Annotated in this window: 18 protein-coding genes and 1 pseudogene; 9 read left to right on the top strand and 10 right to left on the bottom strand. The window is 67.8% G+C overall.

What is annotated here, in order from left to right:
• Nucleotides 1-323 precede the first annotated feature (323 nt).
• Both GV792_RS28620 and GV792_RS28615 read right to left on the bottom strand, forming a co-directional pair.
• Nucleotides 324-842 (bottom strand): DUF4254 domain-containing protein, encoded by a 519-nt coding sequence (locus tag GV792_RS28620; RefSeq protein ID WP_163828112.1) that lies wholly within the window; start codon nt 840-842, stop codon nt 324-326.
• A gap of 262 nt (nt 843-1,104) precedes the next feature.
• On the bottom strand, nt 1,105-2,280 hold the full coding sequence (locus GV792_RS28615; protein WP_163828111.1) for an acyl-CoA dehydrogenase family protein: 1,176 nt from the start codon (nt 2,278-2,280) through the stop codon (nt 1,105-1,107).
• A 92-nt stretch (nt 2,281-2,372) separates the two neighbouring features.
• Between GV792_RS28615 and GV792_RS28610 the strand changes: the two genes are divergently transcribed.
• On the top strand, nt 2,373-3,515 hold the full coding sequence (locus tag GV792_RS28610) for a cystathionine gamma-synthase (protein ID WP_163828110.1): 1,143 nt from the start codon (nt 2,373-2,375) through the stop codon (nt 3,513-3,515).
• Between the two features lie 94 nt (nt 3,516-3,609).
• Here the strand turns inward: GV792_RS28610 and greA are convergent, their stop codons facing one another.
• Complete coding sequence (gene greA / locus GV792_RS28605; protein WP_163828109.1) at nt 3,610-4,104, bottom strand: transcription elongation factor GreA; 495 nt, start codon at nt 4,102-4,104, stop codon at nt 3,610-3,612.
• A 291-nt stretch (nt 4,105-4,395) separates the two neighbouring features.
• Nucleotides 4,396-4,890 carry a DUF4307 domain-containing protein gene (locus GV792_RS28600; RefSeq protein ID WP_163828108.1) on the bottom strand — a complete coding sequence of 165 codons (495 nt, stop codon included), beginning with the start codon at nt 4,888-4,890 and terminating at the stop codon, nt 4,396-4,398.
• A 143-nt stretch (nt 4,891-5,033) separates the two neighbouring features.
• On the opposite strand from GV792_RS28600, the gene mca reads away from it, so the two are divergent.
• Both mca and GV792_RS28590 read left to right on the top strand, forming a co-directional pair.
• A complete protein-coding gene (mca, locus tag GV792_RS28595; protein ID WP_309138723.1) occupies nt 5,034-5,918 on the top strand; it encodes a mycothiol conjugate amidase Mca in 885 nt (294 codons plus the stop codon).
• Nucleotides 5,918-6,223 (top strand): hypothetical protein, encoded by a 306-nt coding sequence (locus tag GV792_RS28590; protein ID WP_163828115.1) that lies wholly within the window; start codon nt 5,918-5,920, stop codon nt 6,221-6,223. Before mca ends, GV792_RS28590 begins: the two co-directional genes overlap by 1 nt.
• A gap of 576 nt (nt 6,224-6,799) precedes the next feature.
• Here the strand turns inward: GV792_RS28590 and GV792_RS28585 are convergent.
• On the bottom strand, nt 6,800-7,198 hold the full coding sequence (locus tag GV792_RS28585) for an NUDIX hydrolase (protein ID WP_178124443.1): 399 nt from the start codon (nt 7,196-7,198) through the stop codon (nt 6,800-6,802).
• A 35-nt stretch (nt 7,199-7,233) separates the two neighbouring features.
• On the bottom strand, nt 7,234-10,032 hold the full coding sequence (locus tag GV792_RS28580) for a LuxR C-terminal-related transcriptional regulator (protein WP_175584917.1): 2,799 nt from the start codon (nt 10,030-10,032) through the stop codon (nt 7,234-7,236).
• Between the two features lie 211 nt (nt 10,033-10,243).
• Here GV792_RS28580 and GV792_RS28575 point away from each other — a divergent pair, with 211 nt between their 5' ends.
• The 4 genes from GV792_RS28575 (at nt 10,244) to GV792_RS28560 (ending at nt 12,557) form a co-directional block, all read left to right on the top strand.
• Nucleotides 10,244-10,882, top strand: coding sequence for a glyoxalase (locus tag GV792_RS28575; RefSeq protein ID WP_163828106.1), 639 nt, complete (start codon nt 10,244-10,246; stop codon nt 10,880-10,882).
• 39 nt (nt 10,883-10,921) lie between these two features.
• On the top strand, nt 10,922-11,278 hold the full coding sequence (locus GV792_RS28570) for a VOC family protein (RefSeq protein ID WP_163828105.1): 357 nt from the start codon (nt 10,922-10,924) through the stop codon (nt 11,276-11,278).
• A gap of 150 nt (nt 11,279-11,428) precedes the next feature.
• Nucleotides 11,429-11,779 (top strand): DoxX family protein, encoded by a 351-nt coding sequence (locus GV792_RS28565; protein ID WP_163828104.1) that lies wholly within the window; start codon nt 11,429-11,431, stop codon nt 11,777-11,779.
• Nucleotides 11,780-11,861: 82 nt separating this feature from the next.
• Nucleotides 11,862-12,557, top strand: coding sequence for an NAD(P)-dependent oxidoreductase (locus GV792_RS28560; RefSeq protein ID WP_163828103.1), 696 nt, complete (start codon nt 11,862-11,864; stop codon nt 12,555-12,557).
• Nucleotides 12,558-12,596: 39 nt separating this feature from the next.
• On the opposite strand, the gene GV792_RS28555 is transcribed toward GV792_RS28560, so the two are convergent.
• Together GV792_RS28555 and GV792_RS28550 are read right to left on the bottom strand one after the other, a co-directional pair.
• Nucleotides 12,597-13,178: a hypothetical protein gene (locus GV792_RS28555; protein ID WP_163828102.1), complete on the bottom strand. Its 582-nt coding sequence runs from the start codon at nt 13,176-13,178 to the stop codon at nt 12,597-12,599.
• 760 nt (nt 13,179-13,938) lie between these two features.
• The gene (locus GV792_RS28550; protein WP_163828101.1) at nt 13,939-14,406 is read right to left on the bottom strand and encodes a hypothetical protein; all 468 of its coding nucleotides are present in this window, start codon (nt 14,404-14,406) and stop codon (nt 13,939-13,941) included.
• 266 nt (nt 14,407-14,672) lie between these two features.
• On the opposite strand from GV792_RS28550, the gene GV792_RS28545 reads away from it, so the two are divergent.
• Nucleotides 14,673-17,003, top strand: coding sequence for a thioredoxin domain-containing protein (locus GV792_RS28545; RefSeq protein ID WP_256673907.1), 2,331 nt, complete (start codon nt 14,673-14,675; stop codon nt 17,001-17,003).
• An 81-nt stretch (nt 17,004-17,084) separates the two neighbouring features.
• On the opposite strand, the gene GV792_RS28540 is transcribed toward GV792_RS28545, so the two are convergent.
• Nucleotides 17,085-17,990 (bottom strand): phosphatidylinositol mannoside acyltransferase, encoded by a 906-nt coding sequence (locus tag GV792_RS28540; protein ID WP_163828100.1) that lies wholly within the window; start codon nt 17,988-17,990, stop codon nt 17,085-17,087.
• A 13-nt stretch (nt 17,991-18,003) separates the two neighbouring features.
• Nucleotides 18,004-18,165, bottom strand: coding sequence for a hypothetical protein (locus GV792_RS28535; RefSeq protein ID WP_163828099.1), 162 nt, complete (start codon nt 18,163-18,165; stop codon nt 18,004-18,006).
• Nucleotides 18,166-18,276: 111 nt separating this feature from the next.
• On the opposite strand from GV792_RS28535, the pseudogene GV792_RS29975 reads away from it, so the two are divergent.
• Nucleotides 18,277-18,360: pseudogene (locus GV792_RS29975) on the top strand (PAQR family membrane homeostasis protein TrhA); the annotation flags it as partial.

Below are 18,360 nucleotides of genomic sequence, written 5' to 3'. Positions count from 1 at the left end.
CCCGCCGACCCCATCGGCTCCGCCTCCCCCTCCGTAGACGACCCACACCCCGCCACGACCAGCATCACCGCTCCAACCGCGAGCAGGCACCGCCCTTGCAGCAGCGTCATCACCGGCTCCTCCCGATCCTGGTCACGCGACATGGGACCGGATTCGGATTCTCCGCCCCCTCGGCTGGCTGTGACCTTATCGAAACCGGAATTCGCCAGGCAAGGTTTCACGCCCCGATGGCGGGAAACACGCACGACGACGCGCCGTCCGGTGATGGTGGGTGATATGTCGTCAGCGGCCCGCCTGCCGACGCACCCGCCATCAGCCGGGGGTCACCCGTTGGTCCGCCCATGCGTCGGCGCGCTGGTGATCAGGTCGGTCCACGTATCCGCGAGCAGCGCCAACCGGTACCACGCTGCATGTACCCGGTCATCCGAGACGCGTTCGGCGGTGTGCAGCAGGTGGCTGGCGTGGACGTGGGCGGCCGCCATACGGTCGACGGTGGCCCCGAGCGAGGCGGCGCGTAGTTGCCGGGTGGCGTAGCGGGCAGGGATGCGGGTGCGCACCCAGCCGTCGATGCGGGCGACGAGTTCGTGCCTGCGGCAGTCGATTCCGGCTGTCGCCAGGGGATTGCGCTGGCGTTCCCGGTGCAGGGTCGCCAGCGCTTTGGCCCAGTCGAGCAGTGGATGTTCCTCGGTGCGGCCCGTGAATGCGGCGACCAGTTCACGCTGATCGGGTAGCGGGCGGGCGTCGACCGGATCGGCGAGGGTGCCGCGTTCACGCGCCCGGAAATTCTGGTGGTAATCGGTGACCGTGGCGCGGACGGCAGGACCGGATGAGAGCGAGTTCATTGTGCACCTCCGCATTTCGGTGTCGGCGCACCCGCCGATTCCTCCTGCGAAGGACCCGTCATCGGGTGCGCTTATAGCGTGCGCGATCGTCGAAGCCGATGGGTGACATCCAGATGGCCCCGCGATGACAACCGGTAACAATGTTCGCAGCACAGGCGTGTTCGCGGCGTGAGGCGCCCGGTACGCCTGATGCGAAACACAATCCCGAGTCGCGACGCCATACCGCGCATCAGATGAACCGACGCCCAGGCGAATTACCCGCCTACCGGAAAGCTTTCGCCCCCGTCAGCGCATTCCCCAGCACCAGCTGATGAACCTCGGCCGTCCCCTCATAGGTGAGCACAGATTCGAGGTTGTTGGCATGGCGCAACACCGGATAATCCAACGTGATCCCGTTGGCGCCCAGAATCGTCCGGCATTCGCGCGCGATCGCGATCGCCTCGCGGGTGCTGTTGAGCTTGCCCGCACTGATCTGTTCCGGCGCGATCTCGCCGCGATCCTTCAACCGGCCCAGATGCAGGGCCAGCAGCTGCCCCTTACCGAATTCGAGCGCCATATCGGCGATCTTGGCCTGCGTCAGCTGATACGCGGCCAGCGGCTTGTCGAAAACCTCGCGGGTGCGGGCATATTCGATGGTGGCGGTGAGGCAATCGCGGGCCGCGCCGAGCGCACCGAAGATGATGCCGAAGCGAGCTTCGCTCAGGCAGGCCAGCGGCGCCGACAGCCCGCGCGCGCCGGGCAGCAGAGCATCGCCGGGCAGGCGGACCTCGTCGACATCGAGTTCGGCGGTGATCGAGGCGCGCAACGAGAGTTTGCGATGCATTTCGCGCGCGTGGAAACCGGGCGTACCGGCCGGGACCAGGAAGCCGTGCACGACCTGCTTGCCGTCGAGGTCGACCTGCGCCCACACCACCGCGACATCGGCGACCGAGCCATTGGTGATCCACATCTTCGAGCCGTTGAGGATCCAGTCGTCGCCGTCGCGACGGGCCCGGGTGCGCATGCCGCCGGGGTTGGAGCCGAAATCGGGTTCGGTCAGTCCGAAACAGCCGAGCGCGCGGCCGGCCGCCATCTCCGGCAGCCACTGCTGCTTTTGCTCCTCGGAGCCGAACATGTGGATCGCGGTCATCGCCAGCGACCCCTGCACCGAGACCATCGACCGCACGCCGGAATCGACGGCCTCCAATTCCTGGCAGGCAAGGCCGTAGGTGGTCGCCGACATGCCCGCGCAGCCGTAGCCCTCCAGATGCATGCCGAGCAGACCCAGTTTGCCCAGTTCAGGTGCGATATCGCGGGCCGGGAAGGTGCCAGCCTCGAACCAGTCGGCGATATGCGGGCGCAGCCGCTCGGCCGCGAACGACGCGACGGTATCGCGGATCTCGCGTTCGGTGTCGGTCAGCAGCGCATCGATCGCGAACAGTTCTTCGACGGTCACCATGGGGACAGCGTAAACGGGCGTCGACACGCCCGACACGGGTAAGGGGCGAACCGCCCGTCGGCCGCGAACTCGTTGCCTTTAGTCTGAAGCACATGAGTGAGCTGGGATTCTCCACCAGGGCCGTGCACGCCGGTTTCGATCCAGATCCCAAGACCGGCGCGGTGAACGTGCCCATCTACGCGAGCTCCACCTTCGCCCAGGACGGCGTCGGCGGCCTGCGGGACGGCTACGAATACGGCCGCACCGGCAACCCGACGAGGACCGCGCTGGAAGCCAACCTCGCCGCGCTGGAATCGGGCCGCTACGGCCGCGCCTTCGCCTCCGGTATGGCCGCAACCGACTGCGCGCTGCGCGCCACGCTGCGCCCCGGCGACCACATCGTCATCCCCGACGACGCCTACGGCGGCACGTTCCGGCTGATCGACAAGGTCTTCAGCCAGTGGGGCATCGAGCATTCGCCCGCGCACGTGTTCAACGTCGACGAGATGCGCGCCGCGATCCGCCCGAACACCAAGCTGGTGTGGATCGAGACGCCGACCAACCCGCTGCTCAGCATCGGTGACATCCCCGCGCTCGCCGATGTGGCGCATGCGGCGGGCGCCAAGCTGGTCGTCGACAACACCTTCGCAACCCCGTACCTCCAGCAGCCGCTGCTGCTCGGCGCCGACATCGTCGTGCACTCGACCACCAAATACCTCGGCGGTCACTCCGACGTCATCGGTGGCGCGCTGATCACCAACGACGCCGAACTGGACGCCGCGTTCGCATTCCTCCAGAACGGTGCGGGCGCGGTGCCCGGCCCGTTCGACGCCTTCCTCACCCTGCGCGGCACCAAGACCCTGGCCCTGCGCATGGACCGGCACTGCGACAACGCCGAGACCCTCGCCGAATTCCTCACCCGCCACCCGGCGATCTCCCAGGTCATCTACCCGGGTCTCAACGATCACCCCGGGCACGCGGTCGCCGATAAGCAGATGCGCCGGTTCGGCGGCATGATCTCGGTGCGGTTGAACGGCGGCCCGGATGCGGCCCGCGACTTCTGCTCCCGGACCAAGGTCTTCACCCTGGCCGAATCGTTGGGTGGAGTGGAATCGCTGATCGAACATCCGGCGGCCATGACCCACGCCTCCACGGCAGGCTCGATGCTGGAAGTGCCCGCCGACCTGGTGCGGCTCTCGGTCGGTATCGAAGACGTCAGCGATCTACTCGCCGACCTCGAGCAGGCGCTGAGCTGAGATCCCGGATATGACGAAACGGCCGCACCCGAAGCATCGGATGCGGCCGTTCGCGTCTGTGGCCCCGGCCGGGCGATATCGGCCGGGAGCCGGATCAGCTGTGGTAGGGCTCCGCGCTGATCAGCGTCACCTTCATGGTGTTGCCGTTGGGCAGGGTGTATTCGCGGGTCTCGCCGACCTTGGCGTCGATGAGCGCGGCACCCAGCGGGGAATTGGGGGAGTAGGTCTCCAGCTTGGAATCGCCGAGGCCCTCTTCGCGGGTGGCGATGAGGAAGGTCTCGGTATCGGATTCGTCGCCGTCGTAGTAGACCTTGACCACCGAGCCCGGCAGAGCGACGCCGGACTTGGTGGGCGCGACGCCAACCTTCGCGTTGTTCAGCAGTTCCTGAAGCTGGCGGATGCGAGCTTCCTGCTGACCCTGCTCCTCGCGCGCGGCGTGGTATCCGCCGTTCTCCTTGAGGTCGCCCTCTTCGCGGCGTTCGTTGATCTCGGCGGCGATGACCGGACGGTTGGCAATGAGCGCGTCGAGTTCGCTCTTGAGCCTGTCGTGCGACTCCGGGGTCAGCCAGGTCACTTGCGTCTCAGTCATCTCGATCACTCCCTAGTAGTTGTTCCCGGCGAGCCGGGATTCCCTGATACTGCGAGCACCTGCCCGCAGGCGGGCATAGGCAAGCCGACGGCTAGAGCGATCCTGGGAAGTTCTTCGAACCTCGACAGGCGTGGTCCCGGATAATCTCGCCGATCCGGAACTGCGCTGGCCGCCAATGCAGCAAACACGGCTCCGTGCCCCGGAACCGTGCGTCCGCCCATTTTAGCATGTTTCATAAATGCGCAGGTCGGAGTTTATTTTCTGGGCAACCGACGCCGTAGCGACGGTATTTCAGCCCGCGCGCAGGTACTCCGGAACCCTGTCGGTGCAGCCGTAGACGCTACCCGAGGAGGGACGTTCGGAGGAACGCACTCGCGTGGTGAGCTCGATGGTGCCGTAGTCCTTCACAGCGTCCGGTTCGGCTCCCTGGATCAGCACTTCACGACGGCCGATTTCGGCGTTGTCCCGAGACATCGCGCGCACGAAACAGACCACCGGCTCGGTCGGATCGTCGCGAGTCACCTTGATCCGGATCTCGATGGTCGAATCGTCGATGACGGTGTAGCCGAGCTGTTCGGCCTGGATGTCGTCCGGACCGTACTTCGACCAGCCCAGATAGGCGATGACAGCGCCCGCGGCGAGCACCACGACGGCGAGGAGCACCATGATCAGCCTGCGTGTGGCGCGCTGTCCGGAAGAGGAACGGGTGCCGTAGCGGTCGGCATTGCGGGCGGCGGTCTCAGCGGCGCTCGCGGCGTCGGGTGCCTCCGGCGTCGGCTCGGTCATGATGTGTCCTCTCGCGCACGCCGGTGCGCTCCCGGGGGGTAGGTCGGAACAGATTCGGTCGAAATGGAACTATAGGTAATGGAGCCCTGACGGGATCGAAAGCCCCGACCCACCCGCGACGCGAGAGCGATGGTGAACGAGAAGTGAGTGGCCTTCGCCTCATGGCGGTGCACGCCCACCCCGACGACGAATCGAGCAAGGGTGCCGCGACGACCGCCCGGTATGCCGATGAAGGCAACGACGTCCTCGTCGTCACGCTGACCGGCGGTGAACGCGGCAGCATCCTGAACCCGGCAATGGACACCCCCGGTGTACTCGACCGCATCGATGAGATCCGCCGCGAGGAGATGGCCGCTGCCGCCACCGCACTCGGGGTGAAGCAGACCTGGCTGGGATTCATCGACTCGGGCCTGCCCGAGGGCGACCCGCTGCCGCCGCTGCCCGAAGGCTGCTTCGCGCTGGTTCCACTGGACGAGGCGACCGAGGCGCTGGTGCGGGTCGTGCGCGAGTTCAAGCCGCACGTCATGACCACCTACGACGAGACCGGCGGCTACCCGCATCCGGACCATATCCGCTGCCATGAGGTGTCGATGGCCGCGTTCGAGGCCGCGGGCGACCCGGAGAAGTTCCCCGACGCAGGCGAGCCGTGGACGCCGTTGAAGCTGTATTACGACCACGGCTTCAGCATCCGTCGGCTGGAAGTGTTCGCCGAGGAGTACGAGCGCATCGACGAACCGTTCCCGATGCGGGAGTGGCTGGACCGGATGCGCAAGTACGCCGTCGAACGCGGCGATGTGATGACGCGGGTCACCACCCAGGTCGAATGCGCGAAGTACTTCCCGCAGCGTGACGACGCCCTTCGCGCGCACGCCACCCAAATCGACCCCAACGGTGCGTTCTTCGCCATTCCGCTGGAGATCCAGCAGCGGCTGTGGCCCACCGAAGAGTTCGAATTGGCCAAGACCCGGGTGCGTACCTCCCTACCCGAGAACGACCTGTTCACCGGCATCGAGGATAATCACCGGTGATGCTCGCTCTACTTGCCCAAACTCCGGGCACACCCACCGGCCCCGAATTCGGAAAAGCTTCCCCGTTCGGACTCATCATCGTGCTGATCCTGTTGGTCGGCACGTTCCTGCTGGTCCGCTCGATGAACAAGCACCTGAAGAACCTGCCGGAGAAGTTCGAACCCGAACATCCCGAGCCGGATCAGGAAGCCGATGAGGGGACCGAACACGGGGTCGCGCTGCGTGCGGACGCGGAGGAGGCGGCGAATTCGGGCCTCGATGGCGACGGTCGCGCCGATTCCGGTGGGCGCGCCGAAACCGGCTGAGATCCACAGACCACATCAGGCCCGGGAACCCATAGCGGTTCCCGGGCCTGATGCTTGTCGCGTCCTGCTGAACGGCTCAGAACGGCCAGGTGGCGTTGTGCCCCGCCGCCAGCGGCGGAATCATCCCGAATGCCCCAGACCCCGAACGGCCGGAGGACTTCGGTTGCGGGGTTCCTGGTCCATTGCTCGAACGGGAACCGGGGGCGAACAATTGTGCCCTGGGCGGTCTCACGGACATCGCACAATCTCAGCGGTAGTCACCGATTTCCATGCTTGGCTGCCCCGCCTTCGCTGCCTGTGCCTTCGCAACGGTGTGTCCCGAATCGTGAGTTGTATTCGAGTGCCGCATCTTATTTTTTCGCGGCTCCGGAAGTTGGACGCCCGGGATCGATTTCGGTGATGACGCATCGCTTCACCCTGGTGAACCAAAGGCTCTGGGTGGGGGCGCCGCTACGCTCGCACCGGGCGCACAGCAAATTCTACCGAGCGAGAAATATTACCGCACCGGGTTTTTCGGGTGTCATGAATTTGTTGTGCGTCCGAGATCTGATCGATGACGGCGTGTCACAACCGATTTCACCAGTCGATGAGACCCAGTTCGTGCAGGTGCTCGAACACCAGCATCGAGCCGGGCGCCACATGACGCATGGCGGCGTATTCGCTGACCGTGAAGTACCGCAACTCGGCGATCTCACTCGTTGGTGTCGGATCGCCGGTGAGATCGGCGGTGAAGCATGTCATCTGCAATCGGGTGCCGGGGGTGTGGCCGTAGGCCTCGGCGTGGAAGACGCCGAGCTCGCTGACATCGGTGACGCCGACCCCGAGCTCCTCACGAACCTCACGACGCAACGCCTCCACCGGCGTCTCACCAGGGTCGATCTTGCCGCCGGCCATGTAGAAGACCTCTTTGCCCACCGAGCGCGTCTGGATCAGGCGACGGTCACTGATGTGGGCGAGGGCGGAGGTACGGATCACGCGTTCCACTGTAGGAAGTGGAGCAAGTGAGTTTCCTACGACCCGACCGGCGCCATGGGAGCCAAGCCCATGTGGGCGATCGCGGCAGCGCCGCCGGCCGCATCATCGCCTCCGGCGAGCACTCTGCTCCGCGCCGCCTGGTAGTGGCACCCGACGGCGTCGAACGCCGCTGCCGTGGCCAGCACCCGCGTGGGATCGCCGGCGAGCAGCGCTTCGGCCCGATCGACGAGGGCACCGGCAATCGGGTTGCCCGCCACGATGGTTCGGGCCTCGGCCAGACGTTCGCCCGCATCGGGACTACCCGCCAGCACCGCGGCCTCGGCGCGCAATGCCACCAACCAGTGCAGCCAGATCCAGGTGACCCATCGCCACACCTCGTCGGGGTCGGCTGCCAACCGATGCAGCGCCTGACCTGTCTGCCCGTGATGAAGTAGGGCGAGCGCGTCGAAGACCGCGCCGTAGCCGTGGGTGCGCACGGGTGTGGTGTCGACCCGGCGCACGATCGCATCCCATTCGGTGCGGGCGGCGTCATCGTCACGAAGATCGTGGATCATCGCCACCCCGGCGACCGCCGGACCGAGCATCGACCTGGCGGGGCTACCAGCCTGCTGCCACGAGTCGAGGAACCGGACACTGAGCGCGCGTGCCTCATTGGCGTTGCCTGCCAAGGCGTCGGTGACCAGTAGCCAGCTCGTGGCGCGATGCCCGACCTCGGCCAGCAATGGATGCCCGGCGAGCTGTCGGGCCCACCGGCGAGCGTTGCGCAGGTCGCCGGCACCGAGGCTCGCCTCGGCCGCCTCACCGAGGGCTTCGATCAGCTCATGGGTGGCGGCCGGGGTGCCAGCAGTGGCGTCCAGCAGCGACATTCGGCGCTGTGTCGTGGCTGCGGCGGCGAAGGTGTCACCGGCCCAGCTCTTGGCACCGGCGAGGGTGTCGAGGGCGGCGGACTCGGCGAGCGGATCGCCGGTGCGGTGCGCGAGTTCGACCGCGTATTCGGCGCAGGCGATCGTCTCGGGGACGACCTCGCCGTGCGGATGTTCGGCGGTGAGATGCTCGGTGAGGACCCGCCCTGCCTCGGCCAGCGCCACCGCGGCCAACGCATTCGGGTCCTCACCGGCCAACCGCCGCGCCTCGGTGATGAGGGCACTCGCTTCCGCCGGCGGCAGGGGGCTGACGAACTTGCTCGCGAACCGGTAGGTGTTGGCGGCGGCGGTCGCCAGATCGCGGGCGGCGCCCGCGGTGTCACCGGACCGGAGGGCGGCCTGCGCGGCCTCGCGGTGCAGGCGGTCCATGTCCTCGCCCCGCAACTGGCATCCGGCCGCGCCCGCGGCATGCCGCAGCATCGAGGCCGCGGCGGCCGGGTCGTCGGTGAGCGCCGCGGCCTGCTCGAAGCGCATCTGCGATTCGCCGACCAGGTTGCGGGTGAAGCACAGTTGGGCGAGGTGGCGGGCCAGATCGTAGGCGTGGGTGCGCTGTTCGGGGCGCTCGGCCGCCCATGCCATCGCGGCGCGGAAGTCGTCGGCTACGGCATCGAACCGGGCCCGCCAGTCCGAATGCACCACCTCCAGGGCGGCGGCTTCGGCCACACACCAGCGAAGATGCCTGGACCTGGCGTCATCCAGCTCCTCGGCCTGGACGAGACGCTCCATACCGTACTGGCGGATGGTTTCCAGAGCCCGGTATTCGGTGCCGTGCGCGGTCGCCGAAACCACCAGCAGGCTCTGCTCGGCGAGCCGGGCCAATCCGTCAGCGACAGCGCCAATGTCCGAAGCGGTCACGTCCGCCGCTGCCTGGACAGTGAACGATTTCATGAACACCGAAATCCGGCGCAGCAGAACCCGATCGTCCGGGTCGAGCAGATCGTGGCTCCAGTCCAGCGCCGCGCGCACCGAGCGGTGCCGGTCCTCGGCGCGTGAGCCGCCGGACAGCATCCGGAGCTGGTCGGACAGACCGGCTTCGAGGCCATCGAGACCGAGTGTGGTCCAGCGGGCTGCGGCGAGTTCGATCGCGAGCGCGACACCATCGAGTCGCTCGCAGAACTCGGCAACCTGATCGCGCAGTGCATGATTCGGTGGCCAGCCGCTGGCCGCCGCGCGATCCATGAACAATGCGACCGCATCCGAATTACCCGCGCCTGCCAACGACATCGGCGCGACCGCGTACACCCGCTCGAACGGCACCATCAACCGGGCCCGGCTCGTCGCCAGCACCGTCACCCCGGGACACGCCGCGAGGAGGCGTTCGATGAACGGCGCCACCCCATCGAGCACATGCTCGCAGTTGTCGAGGATGAGCAGGGTATCCCGGTCGGCGAGGGCGGCGAGCACGGATTCGTCCATGCCGCGGCCCGGCTGCTCGCCCAGGCCGAGCGCGAGCGCGACCGTCCCCGCGACCACACAGATGTCCGGGTTGGTGATCGGCACCAGATCGACCAGCCACACCCCGTCGGGATATGCGCCCGCCACCTGCGCCGCAACCGCCAGCGCGAGCCGGGTCTTGCCCACTCCGCCGGGGCCTACCGCGGTCACCTGCCGATGCTCGGTGATCATCGCGGTCAGCTCGGCGCGTTCGCGCTCACGGCCGATGAACGAGGTCAGCGGGGTCGGCAGGGCCGGTGCGGGGTGTGCGCGGTCGCTGGTCGACGGCCCGGATGCCCGCTGGGCCAGCGCCCGCCGGTCCGGAACCCCCAGTTTGCGCAGCAATGAGGAGACATGGCTCTCGACGGTTCGTACCGAGATGAACAGCTGTGCGCCGATCTCGGCATTGCTCAGGTGCTGCCCCACCAGCGACAACACCTCGGCTTCCCGTGCCGAGATCTCCGCCGTCGTCACCATGTGTTCCGTCCTGCTCGTTGGTGGCGTGATCATACTTCGCGGTCTGTCCCCGATCGGCACGTACGAGCTCCGTGCCCGCGATCAGTGGTCGGTTCCGTGGTCGCCACGGATGTGCTGCGTACCCGCCGGAGGAGAAGCTGAGAACACAGCCGGTTCGTCCCAGCGGACAGGCACACCGGGTCGATACGACCCCCGACTTTCAGGAGCGATCATGACCAGCACACCTTCCATCGAGTCCGTCATCCTCGAGGCCGCCGACGCCGCGGCGGGCCAGGCCTTCTACGACGCCGCGTTCGGCCTCGGTGACACACTGCGGGTGCGCACCGCGCAGGCGCCGACGAGCGGGTTCCGCGGCTACCTGCTGTCGCTGGTGGTGTCGCAGCCGAGCACCGTCGACAGCCTCATCGGTAGCGCCGTCGAAGCGGGCGCGACCACGCTGAAGGCGGCCAAGAAGAGCTTCTGGGGCTACGGCGGCGTCATCCAGGCACCGGACGGCTCGATTTGGAAGATCGCGACCTCCGCGAAGAAGGACACCGGCCCTGCCACCCGGGAGATCGACGAATTCGTTGTGCTGCTCGGGGTCGACAACGTCAAGGCGACCAAGCAGTTCTACGTCGACCACGGGCTGACCGTGTCGAAGAGCTTCGGCAGCAAGTACGTGGAGTTCGACGCACCGGCGTCGTCGGTGAAGCTGGCGCTCTACGGGCGCAAGGCCGCCGCCAAGGACGCGGGCGTTCCCGCGGATGGTGCCGGATCACATCGGATCGCCTTCGGTGCGGATATCGAGCCGTGCACCGACCCGGACGGGTTCGTGTGGGAGCCGGCCCCCGACCTGAGCCCTTCGGCCTGACTTCCGCATCGGTAGCACACCTCACCTTCAGGAGTGATCATGACCAGCTCGACCACCAAGGGAATCAAGACCGTCCTGCATCCGGTATCCGACCTGGCCGCGGCCAAGCAGGTGTACGCGGCCCTGCTCGGCGTGGAGCCGCAGACCGACTCGCCGTACTACGTCGGCTTCGACGCCGAGGGCCAGCACATCGGGCTGGTCCCCGACGGCGGACCGCAGAATATGACCACACCGGTGGCGTACTGGCACGTGCCGGATATCGAGGCCAAACTGGCCGAGATCACCGCGGCGGGGGCGACAGTGAAGGAACCGGCGCGTGAGGTCGGCGGGGGACGGGTGGTCGCGACAGTGACCGATACCGACGGCAACGTTCTCGGGTTGATCCAGGATCGGTGACCCCGGACGTCGGTCACTGCCGGACCACGAGGTGTCCACGACATCGGACACCAGCGGTTGACGTGACGACGGCGACTGCGGGTGCCCGTCACATACGCAGGTCGGTCCTCGTCCAACCAGCAACCGCACCTGCTTCAGCCGGAGGAACCGATGTCCATCGCCTTGGTCGCCATCCTGAGCATGACCGTTCTCGCCAATGTCGTTGCCGGCGCCAGCGATGTTGCTCGAAACCGTTGGACGTTGGAGAACATGACCAAGTACGGAGTGCCGCAGTCCTGGATCGTCCCGCTGGGCCTGGTGAAACTCGCGGGCGCGCTCGGGCTGCTCGCGGGGCTCGCCATCCCCGCGCTCGGCATCGCCGCCGCAGCCGGTCTGGTGCTGTATTTCGTCGGCGCCGTTGCCACGCTCACCCGCGCTCGCGGCTACGCCGATCTGGTGTATCCGGGGTTCTACCTCGTGCTGGCCACCGCGTCGCTGGTGATGACGATCGTCGCGGCATGAATATCGCTCGGAATGCTGTCACATCGACGCGGTTGCCGGCGTCTTGTGTTCGGCACATAACGCAGCGAAAGGTTTGTCGGGAATGCGCATCACCATCTTCGGAGCCAACGGTCCCACCGGCCGGCTGCTGGCCGGCCGAGCACTCGCCGCCGGACACCAGGTCACCGCGGTCACCCGGCAGCCGGATAGCTTTCCGCTACACCACGACCGGCTCGAGGTACTCGGGGCCGACGTGCTCGACGGCGCCGCCGTCGAGGCGGCTGTGAAGGGACGAGACGCCGTGTTGTCGACGCTCGGGGTGCCCGCGGGGAAGGGGCCGATCACCACCTATTCACGTGGTGCGGCCAATATCGTGGCCGCGATGCAGCGGCATGGGGTGCGTAGGCTCGTTGTGGTCAGCTCGAGTGGCGTCGAGCCGCACGCCTACTCCGACGGCGGGTTGTTGTTCAACCGGGTCTTTCTCCCCTTCGTCACGCGGGTGCTTGGCAAAACCCTGTACGACGACATGCGGCGGATGGAAGCGCTGATTCGCGCCACCGACCTGGACTGGACAATCGTGCGACCGAGCGGTCTGTACCACCTGCCCTCGGTCACCAGCTACACCGTCGTCGACGGCCACGCCGACGGCAGGTTCACCGCACGCACCGACCTGGCCGCGAGCCTGCTGTTCCTGGCCGACGGCGACCGCTACCTGCGTCGCGTGGTGGGTGTCATCACCACCGTGCGCAATCCGACCATGCTCCAGTGGATCCGGCGCGAACAACTCGCGAAGAAGTGAGGGGATAGCCGTGCCGCCCATCGGCGGGAACGCGTGCGTTCAGGCCGGGACGTCCGTCGACTCGGGTCGGGACATCTTGACCAGGATGTCGTGTAGCGCCTCGGCCGGCTTTCCTGCGTGCTCGCCGTGCAACGCGACAGCGGTGAACGCATCGACCAAGGCGAGTGCCGGGTTCAGCGGGCTGAAGGCGAGATCCTTGCTACCGCGCAGCGATTCGGTGATCAACAGTCGCTGCGCTTCCTGGCGGGCACGGAAGCTGCCCGCGGCATCCAGCGCCGCGCCGTATTCGCGCACGACCGCTGTGTACACCGGCCGATCGGCGCTTCGTCGTTTGCGCAGCCACTTTCGGGTCGACGCGGTACCGGGCGGATGGTTCGACGTAGCGAGCGCGGACCCGTCCAGAACCAGCCAGACCGTCGCGGCTCCGGGCATCGAGGGGGATGTGCTCCGCACGGTGCGTGGCGGCACGTTACCGCTCGGATCGGTGACCTCGATGCCATACAAGGCAATCGGATATCTCTCCAGCATGTCGTCGACGGCGGCGGCGATTTCTCGCACGGTGTGCGGGTCGATGCCCGCCGCGTCGAACCCGATGATCTCCAGCCCGTGCCGCGCCGCCATCTGCCCGGCGATGCCGTATGCCTCGGAACCGGGTGGGGTGGGTTGTTGTGCGCGGAGGACCGCGTGGGTTGCACTCGGCTGCGGCTGTGTGGGCTCGTACGGTAACGCGGGTTCGCGAGCGGCTGCTGCCGGCTGGGGAGGGGCTGCCGTGGGTTCGGTTGGGGGCGTGAGGGGTTCGCGGAGGGCTTCGAGCGATCCACTCGGCGTTCGTTGTATTTCAGCGGGCTCTGGAACGCGTGGGGCGGCTGTGGGCTCGGGAAAGGCTTCCAGATCGCGAATAGCCGCGGCGGGCAGGCCGGCGATGGCCGCTTCGCGTTGGGCTGCGGTGGACCCGAGTTGGATTGCCGTAGGTTCTCGAATCACCGTAGGTTCACGAAGGACGGCCGCGGGTTCGTGCAGGATCGTCACGGGTTCGTGCGAGGCGACCGTTGGGTCGTACACGGCTTCCGCGGGCTGTCGGAGGCTCTTCTGTGAGTCCGGGATATCCGTCACTGCGACGGGCTGTGGCCGGATCGTTCTTCGCGGCGCGCTGTCGTGAGACGGACACATCAATACGGCTGCCGCTGAGCCGGGTTGGGGGCGAGCCATCGCCGCTTCGGTCACCGCCGGGATGGTGCGGTCGTGAGCAGCGGGGAGCATGGTGGATCGGCGGGTAGACGGCAGCGGCAGCTCGGGCATCGATTCAGGTCGTTCGCGGGCCGGCCCCGGGTTCGGCATCGTGGGCTCCGGTCGGTTGCGCTGCTGGTGCGGTTGTTGTTGGTCAGTGCCGATACCTGCGCGTTCGATCTCCGCGAACGTCGACAAGGACACGACGTCCCGCGTCGGTAGTGCTGGTGCTGGTGCCGCTGGCGGTGCTGACGGCGGTGCCGACGGCGCTGGCGATGCCGGTGCACCGGGCGATACCGGCACACCGAGCGATGCCGGTGGCACCGACGATGCCGATGCACCGGGCGCTGCCGCTGGTGCTGGTGCTGGTGCTGCCGTTGGTGCCACCGCCGACGCCGACGCCGACGCCGACGCTGGTGCTGGTGCTGGTGCTGGTGCTGGTGCTGGTGGTGCTGGCGTTGGTGCTGGCCCTGGCGCTGCCGCGCGGTTGTCCTGTGGGTTCGGTGGGGCGGAGCGATGTGTGGTCGGTGCCGACGACGGTAATGCCGGCGTGCGATGGTCCCGTGCCGTGGGTGGGAGAGGACGATATGCCGCCGATGCCTGCGGCCTTCGGCGAGACCACGGCGTCGGCCCCGGCTTACGTGCGACCGCAGAATGCCGCGCCGGCACCTGGGCAGCGGTGTCGATATCGGCGACCAGGTCCGGAGTCGGGCCGCGCCAGGAATCCGCGAAGCCGTCGGACTGCTCTTCCGCCGCAGCGATGGCAGCCTTCAGATCCGCGATCGCCCGGTTCGCGTCGACGACCACCCGCTCCAAACTGGTGACCATCGCCCGCATTTCGGCAAGATCTATCCGCGACTGCTGACTCATCGCGCTCTCCTGCTCGTCATGACCGCCTGTCGGGGTGAGGCCGGTGTGCTGACCGGTAACCACAATCCGATCGCAGCAGGTGCGGCGACGGACGATGACGCATCCAGTTTTCCAGTCGATCCGCCGCCGCGCACCTTCCCATCGGCGACTGAGCCGACGATCGGCACGGGAGACTGGTCGTTCCCTTTCCTGTCGGCCTGCCGAACCGACGAGTTACACGCCAACTCACGGCGGCAGACCGAACAGCCCAGCGGGAATCGGCGGCGCGGTGTGGTGTGGACCGTGTTCTGGGCTCCCCGGGTGTGGGAGGCTGGCAGTGTGAACCGATTGGCCACTGCGACCTCGCCGTATCTGCGTCAGCACGCTGACAACCCGGTCCATTGGCGGGAATGGGATGCCGATGCGTTGGCCGAGGCCGCCTTGCGGGACGTCCCGATCCTGCTGTCGATCGGGTACGCCTCCTGCCACTGGTGTCATGTGATGGCGCACGAGTCGTTCGAAGACGAGGCCACGGCCGCGGTGATGAACGACAACTATGTCTGCATCAAGGTCGATCGTGAGGAGCGACCGGACCTGGATGCGGTCTACATGAATGCCACCGTCGCGATGACCGGCCAGGGTGGCTGGCCGATGACGTGTTTTCTCACACCTGCGGGCGAGCCGTTCTATTGCGGCACCTATTACCCGAAGGTGCCGCGCGGTGGGATGCCGTCGTTTCAGCAGTTGCTGGAGGCGGTCGCCGACACCTGGCGCAATCGCCGGGACGAGGTGAATCTGGCGTCGGCGCAGGTGGCGGACGCACTGCGTGGGCAGGCAGGTGGATTGCCGGAAAGCGAGCTGGCCGTCACCGCCGAACTACTCGACCATGCGGTCGCGGCGGTGCTGCGGGATGTGGATGCACAGCACGGTGGGTTCGGTGGGGCGCCGAAGTTCCCGCCGTCGGCGTTGATGGAGGGTTTGCTGCGCAGCTGGGAACGCACCGGCGACGCCAAGATCCTGGACGTGGTGCTGCGGACCGGAGCCGCGATGGCACGCGGCGGCATCTACGACCAGATCCGCGGCGGGTTCGCGCGGTACTCGGTCGACGCCGCCTGGGTGGTGCCGCACTTCGAGAAGATGCTCTACGACAACGCCCAGCTGCTGCGTGCGTACGCCCACCTCGCCCGCCGCGTACCCGACGATGACCTGCCGCAGCGGATCACCGGTGAGATCGTGGAATTCCTGTGCGACGACCTCGGCACCGAGCACGGCGGGTTCGCCTCCGCCCTCGACGCCGACACCCACCTCGAACCGGGTCAGCCCGGTATCGAGGGCGCGACCTACGTCTGGACGCCCGCCGAACTCGTCGCCGCGCTCGGACCCATCGACGGCGCGTGGGCCGCCGAGGTCCTCGGCGTCACTACCGCAGGCAACTTCGAACAGGGCGCCTCGATACCGACCCGCTACACCGACCCCGACGACAAGGCGCGATTCGAGCGGGTTCGTTCGGCGTTGCGCACCGAGCGTGACCGGCGGCCGCAGCCCGATCGCGACGACAAGGTGGTCACCGCCTGGAACGGCATGGCGATCACCGCGCTCGCGGAGGCCGCCACCGCACAATCCCGCGACGACTGGTTGGACGCCGCCGTGCGATGCGCCAGGTTCCTGCTGGCCGAACACGTCGTCGGGGATCGCGTCCTGCGGGCATCGCTCGGCGGTCGGGCCGGCACCGCTCCCGGTGTACTAGAGGATTACGCCTGGCTGGCGACCGGCCTGCTCGCCCTGCACCAGACCACCGGCGACGTCACATGGCTCGAACACGCGCAGCGGCTGCTGGACGCGGCCATCGCCCATTTCGCCGATCCCGACGCCCCCGGTAGCTGGTTCGACACCGCCGACGATGCCGAAACCCTCGTCGCCCGCCCGCGCGACCCGATCGACGGCGCCACCCCGGCAGGAGCATCGTCCCTTGCCGAAGCCCTGCTCACCGCGGCCGCGACCAGCGCACCCGACCGCGCCATCCGCTACCGCGACCTCGCCGACCGCACCCTCAACCGGGGCACCGTTGTGCTCGCGAAGGCTCCGCGCTCGGCCGGCCAATGGCTGACCGTCGCCGAAGCCGCCGTGCAGGGGCCGATCCAGATCGCCATCGCCACTCCCGACTCGGCCGCCGCCGCCGATCTGCTGGCAGTAGCCCGAGCCGTCGCACCCGGCGGCGCGATCACCCTTGCCGCCGAACCCGATTCGGCTCCCTTGCTCGCCGACCGGCCCACAATGGGGGGCGCGGCTGCGGCGTATGTCTGCCGCGGCACCGTCTGTGACCTGCCGGTCACCACAGCGGATGCGCTCCGCGAGTCGCTGAGTCGCTGACGGACGGGTCCGGCTGCGCCACAGGGGCTCGGCTCGGCGTTCACAATCGGCTTGGCTGCGCCGACCTCATGGACCGATGGATCAGCGTGATTGCTCGCGTCGCGCCTGCTCCCGCGCACGATGGTCGGCAGTCCACAGCGGTTGCAGCATGTGCCAGTCCGCTGGGTGAGCCGAGATCCCCGCGGCGAACGAGTCGGCCAGGGCCTGGGTGGACTCCCGCACTCCGCCGGATGTGTCGATCGGCGTGCCGACGCTGAACCCCCAACCGTCCGAGGTGAACCAGCAGTGCACCGGCAGCAGCGGCGCACCGGTATCTATGGCAAGGCGGGCCGGGCCGGCAGGCATCTGGGCCGGTTCGCCGAAGAAGGTGACAGGCACGCCCGTGCCGGACAGATCGCGTTCGCCGAGCAGGCAGACCACCCGGCCTTGCCGAATCCGCTCGGTCAGTTGCTCGAAGGGCGGTGTCGCGCCGCCGGTGAGCGGGATGATCTCGAAACCGAGGTGCTCACGGAAGCGGACGAAACGCCGGAACAGGGATTCCGGCTTCAGCCGCTCGGCGACGACGGTCGGTGTGCCCACCCGCTCTACCACCCACACGCCGGCCAGATCCCAGTTGCCGCTGTGCGGTAGCGCCAGCACCGCGCCGGTTCCGCTATCGATCGCCGCACGGACGTGCTCGAGCCCGGTGGCCGAGGACTCGATGATGTCGGCCACCTGGATGGGATCCATCGACGGCAGCCGGAAGGCTTCGCACCAATAGCGAGAGTAGGAGCGCAGGCTCGCGCGAATGAGATCGTCGGGCACCTGCTCCGGCGTGGTGCCGATGACGCGAGCGAGATTGCGCCGTAACTGATCAGGTCCGCCGTTGCGGGCCGCGCGATCGGCGGCACGGTCGAACAGGCCGGTCGCCCACCGCTGGGGCAGGGCCCGTACGAGTCGCCAGCCTGCCGCGTACCCGAGGTCGACGGCCGTGGTTCTCAGGTTCATTGACCGACCGGGTTCATTGGTCGCCGCCGGTAGTGCCCGTGTCGTCGGCTGCGGCCGATCCCGGGCCCGCGCTGCTGAATACCGGAGGGGATGCCGCGCTCTCGTCGGCGGCGGAGGTGGCGGTGGTTTCGTCGAGGTGGCTGAACAGACTCGTGGGGATGGGTTTTCGGTCCATCCCTGAAGTCTCCTCCTATAGTCCGGCACCGTGGACCCCGGCTCTGCCATCGGGTTGGCCGGCTGGCCCCAGTGGGAGACTCAGGCAGATGGCCCTGCGGTCGGGTCCCCGGTGGGTGCGGGCGCGCTCGCCGGTGTCGCGTTGAAACTGCTGTGGCCGACCGCACCGCGCTGGGTCGGGGTGCCGTTATATCTG

The organism is Nocardia cyriacigeorgica, assembly GCF_010868145.1.
In the GTDB taxonomy this organism is placed as follows: Bacteria; Actinomycetota; Actinomycetes; order Mycobacteriales; family Mycobacteriaceae; genus Nocardia; species Nocardia cyriacigeorgica_D.
Note: the sequence above shows the minus strand (reverse complement) of the source record. Positions and strands in the feature narration are given on the sequence as shown.

What these genes read in the sequence shown, in the direction of transcription:
- greA (WP_163828109.1), bottom strand. Translation starts at nt 4,104, where the DNA reads ATGACTGAGACGCAAGTGACCTGGCTGACCCCGGAGTCGCACGACAGG.
- GV792_RS28580 (WP_175584917.1), bottom strand. Translation starts at nt 10,032, where the DNA reads ATGGTGACGACGGCGGAGATCTCGGCACGGGAAGCCGAGGTGTTGTCG.
- GV792_RS28560 (WP_163828103.1), top strand. Translation starts at nt 11,862, where the DNA reads ATGCGCATCACCATCTTCGGAGCCAACGGTCCCACCGGCCGGCTGCTG.
- GV792_RS28540 (WP_163828100.1), bottom strand. Translation starts at nt 17,990, where the DNA reads ATGAACCTGAGAACCACGGCCGTCGACCTCGGGTACGCGGCAGGCTGG.
- GV792_RS28600 (WP_163828108.1), bottom strand. Translation starts at nt 4,890, where the DNA reads ATGACCGAGCCGACGCCGGAGGCACCCGACGCCGCGAGCGCCGCTGAG.
- GV792_RS28610 (WP_163828110.1), top strand. Translation starts at nt 2,373, where the DNA reads ATGAGTGAGCTGGGATTCTCCACCAGGGCCGTGCACGCCGGTTTCGAT.
- GV792_RS28575 (WP_163828106.1), top strand. Translation starts at nt 10,244, where the DNA reads ATGACCAGCACACCTTCCATCGAGTCCGTCATCCTCGAGGCCGCCGAC.
- GV792_RS28565 (WP_163828104.1), top strand. Translation starts at nt 11,429, where the DNA reads ATGTCCATCGCCTTGGTCGCCATCCTGAGCATGACCGTTCTCGCCAAT.
- GV792_RS28615 (WP_163828111.1), bottom strand. Translation starts at nt 2,280, where the DNA reads ATGGTGACCGTCGAAGAACTGTTCGCGATCGATGCGCTGCTGACCGAC.
- GV792_RS28535 (WP_163828099.1), bottom strand. Translation starts at nt 18,165, where the DNA reads ATGGACCGAAAACCCATCCCCACGAGTCTGTTCAGCCACCTCGACGAA.
- GV792_RS28545 (WP_256673907.1), top strand. Translation starts at nt 14,673, where the DNA reads ATGACCGCCTGTCGGGGTGAGGCCGGTGTGCTGACCGGTAACCACAAT.
- GV792_RS28620 (WP_163828112.1), bottom strand. Translation starts at nt 842, where the DNA reads ATGAACTCGCTCTCATCCGGTCCTGCCGTCCGCGCCACGGTCACCGAT.
- GV792_RS28590 (WP_163828115.1), top strand. Translation starts at nt 5,918, where the DNA reads ATGCTCGCTCTACTTGCCCAAACTCCGGGCACACCCACCGGCCCCGAA.
- GV792_RS28570 (WP_163828105.1), top strand. Translation starts at nt 10,922, where the DNA reads ATGACCAGCTCGACCACCAAGGGAATCAAGACCGTCCTGCATCCGGTA.
- GV792_RS28555 (WP_163828102.1), bottom strand. Translation starts at nt 13,178, where the DNA reads ATGGCGGCGCGGCACGGGCTGGAGATCATCGGGTTCGACGCGGCGGGC.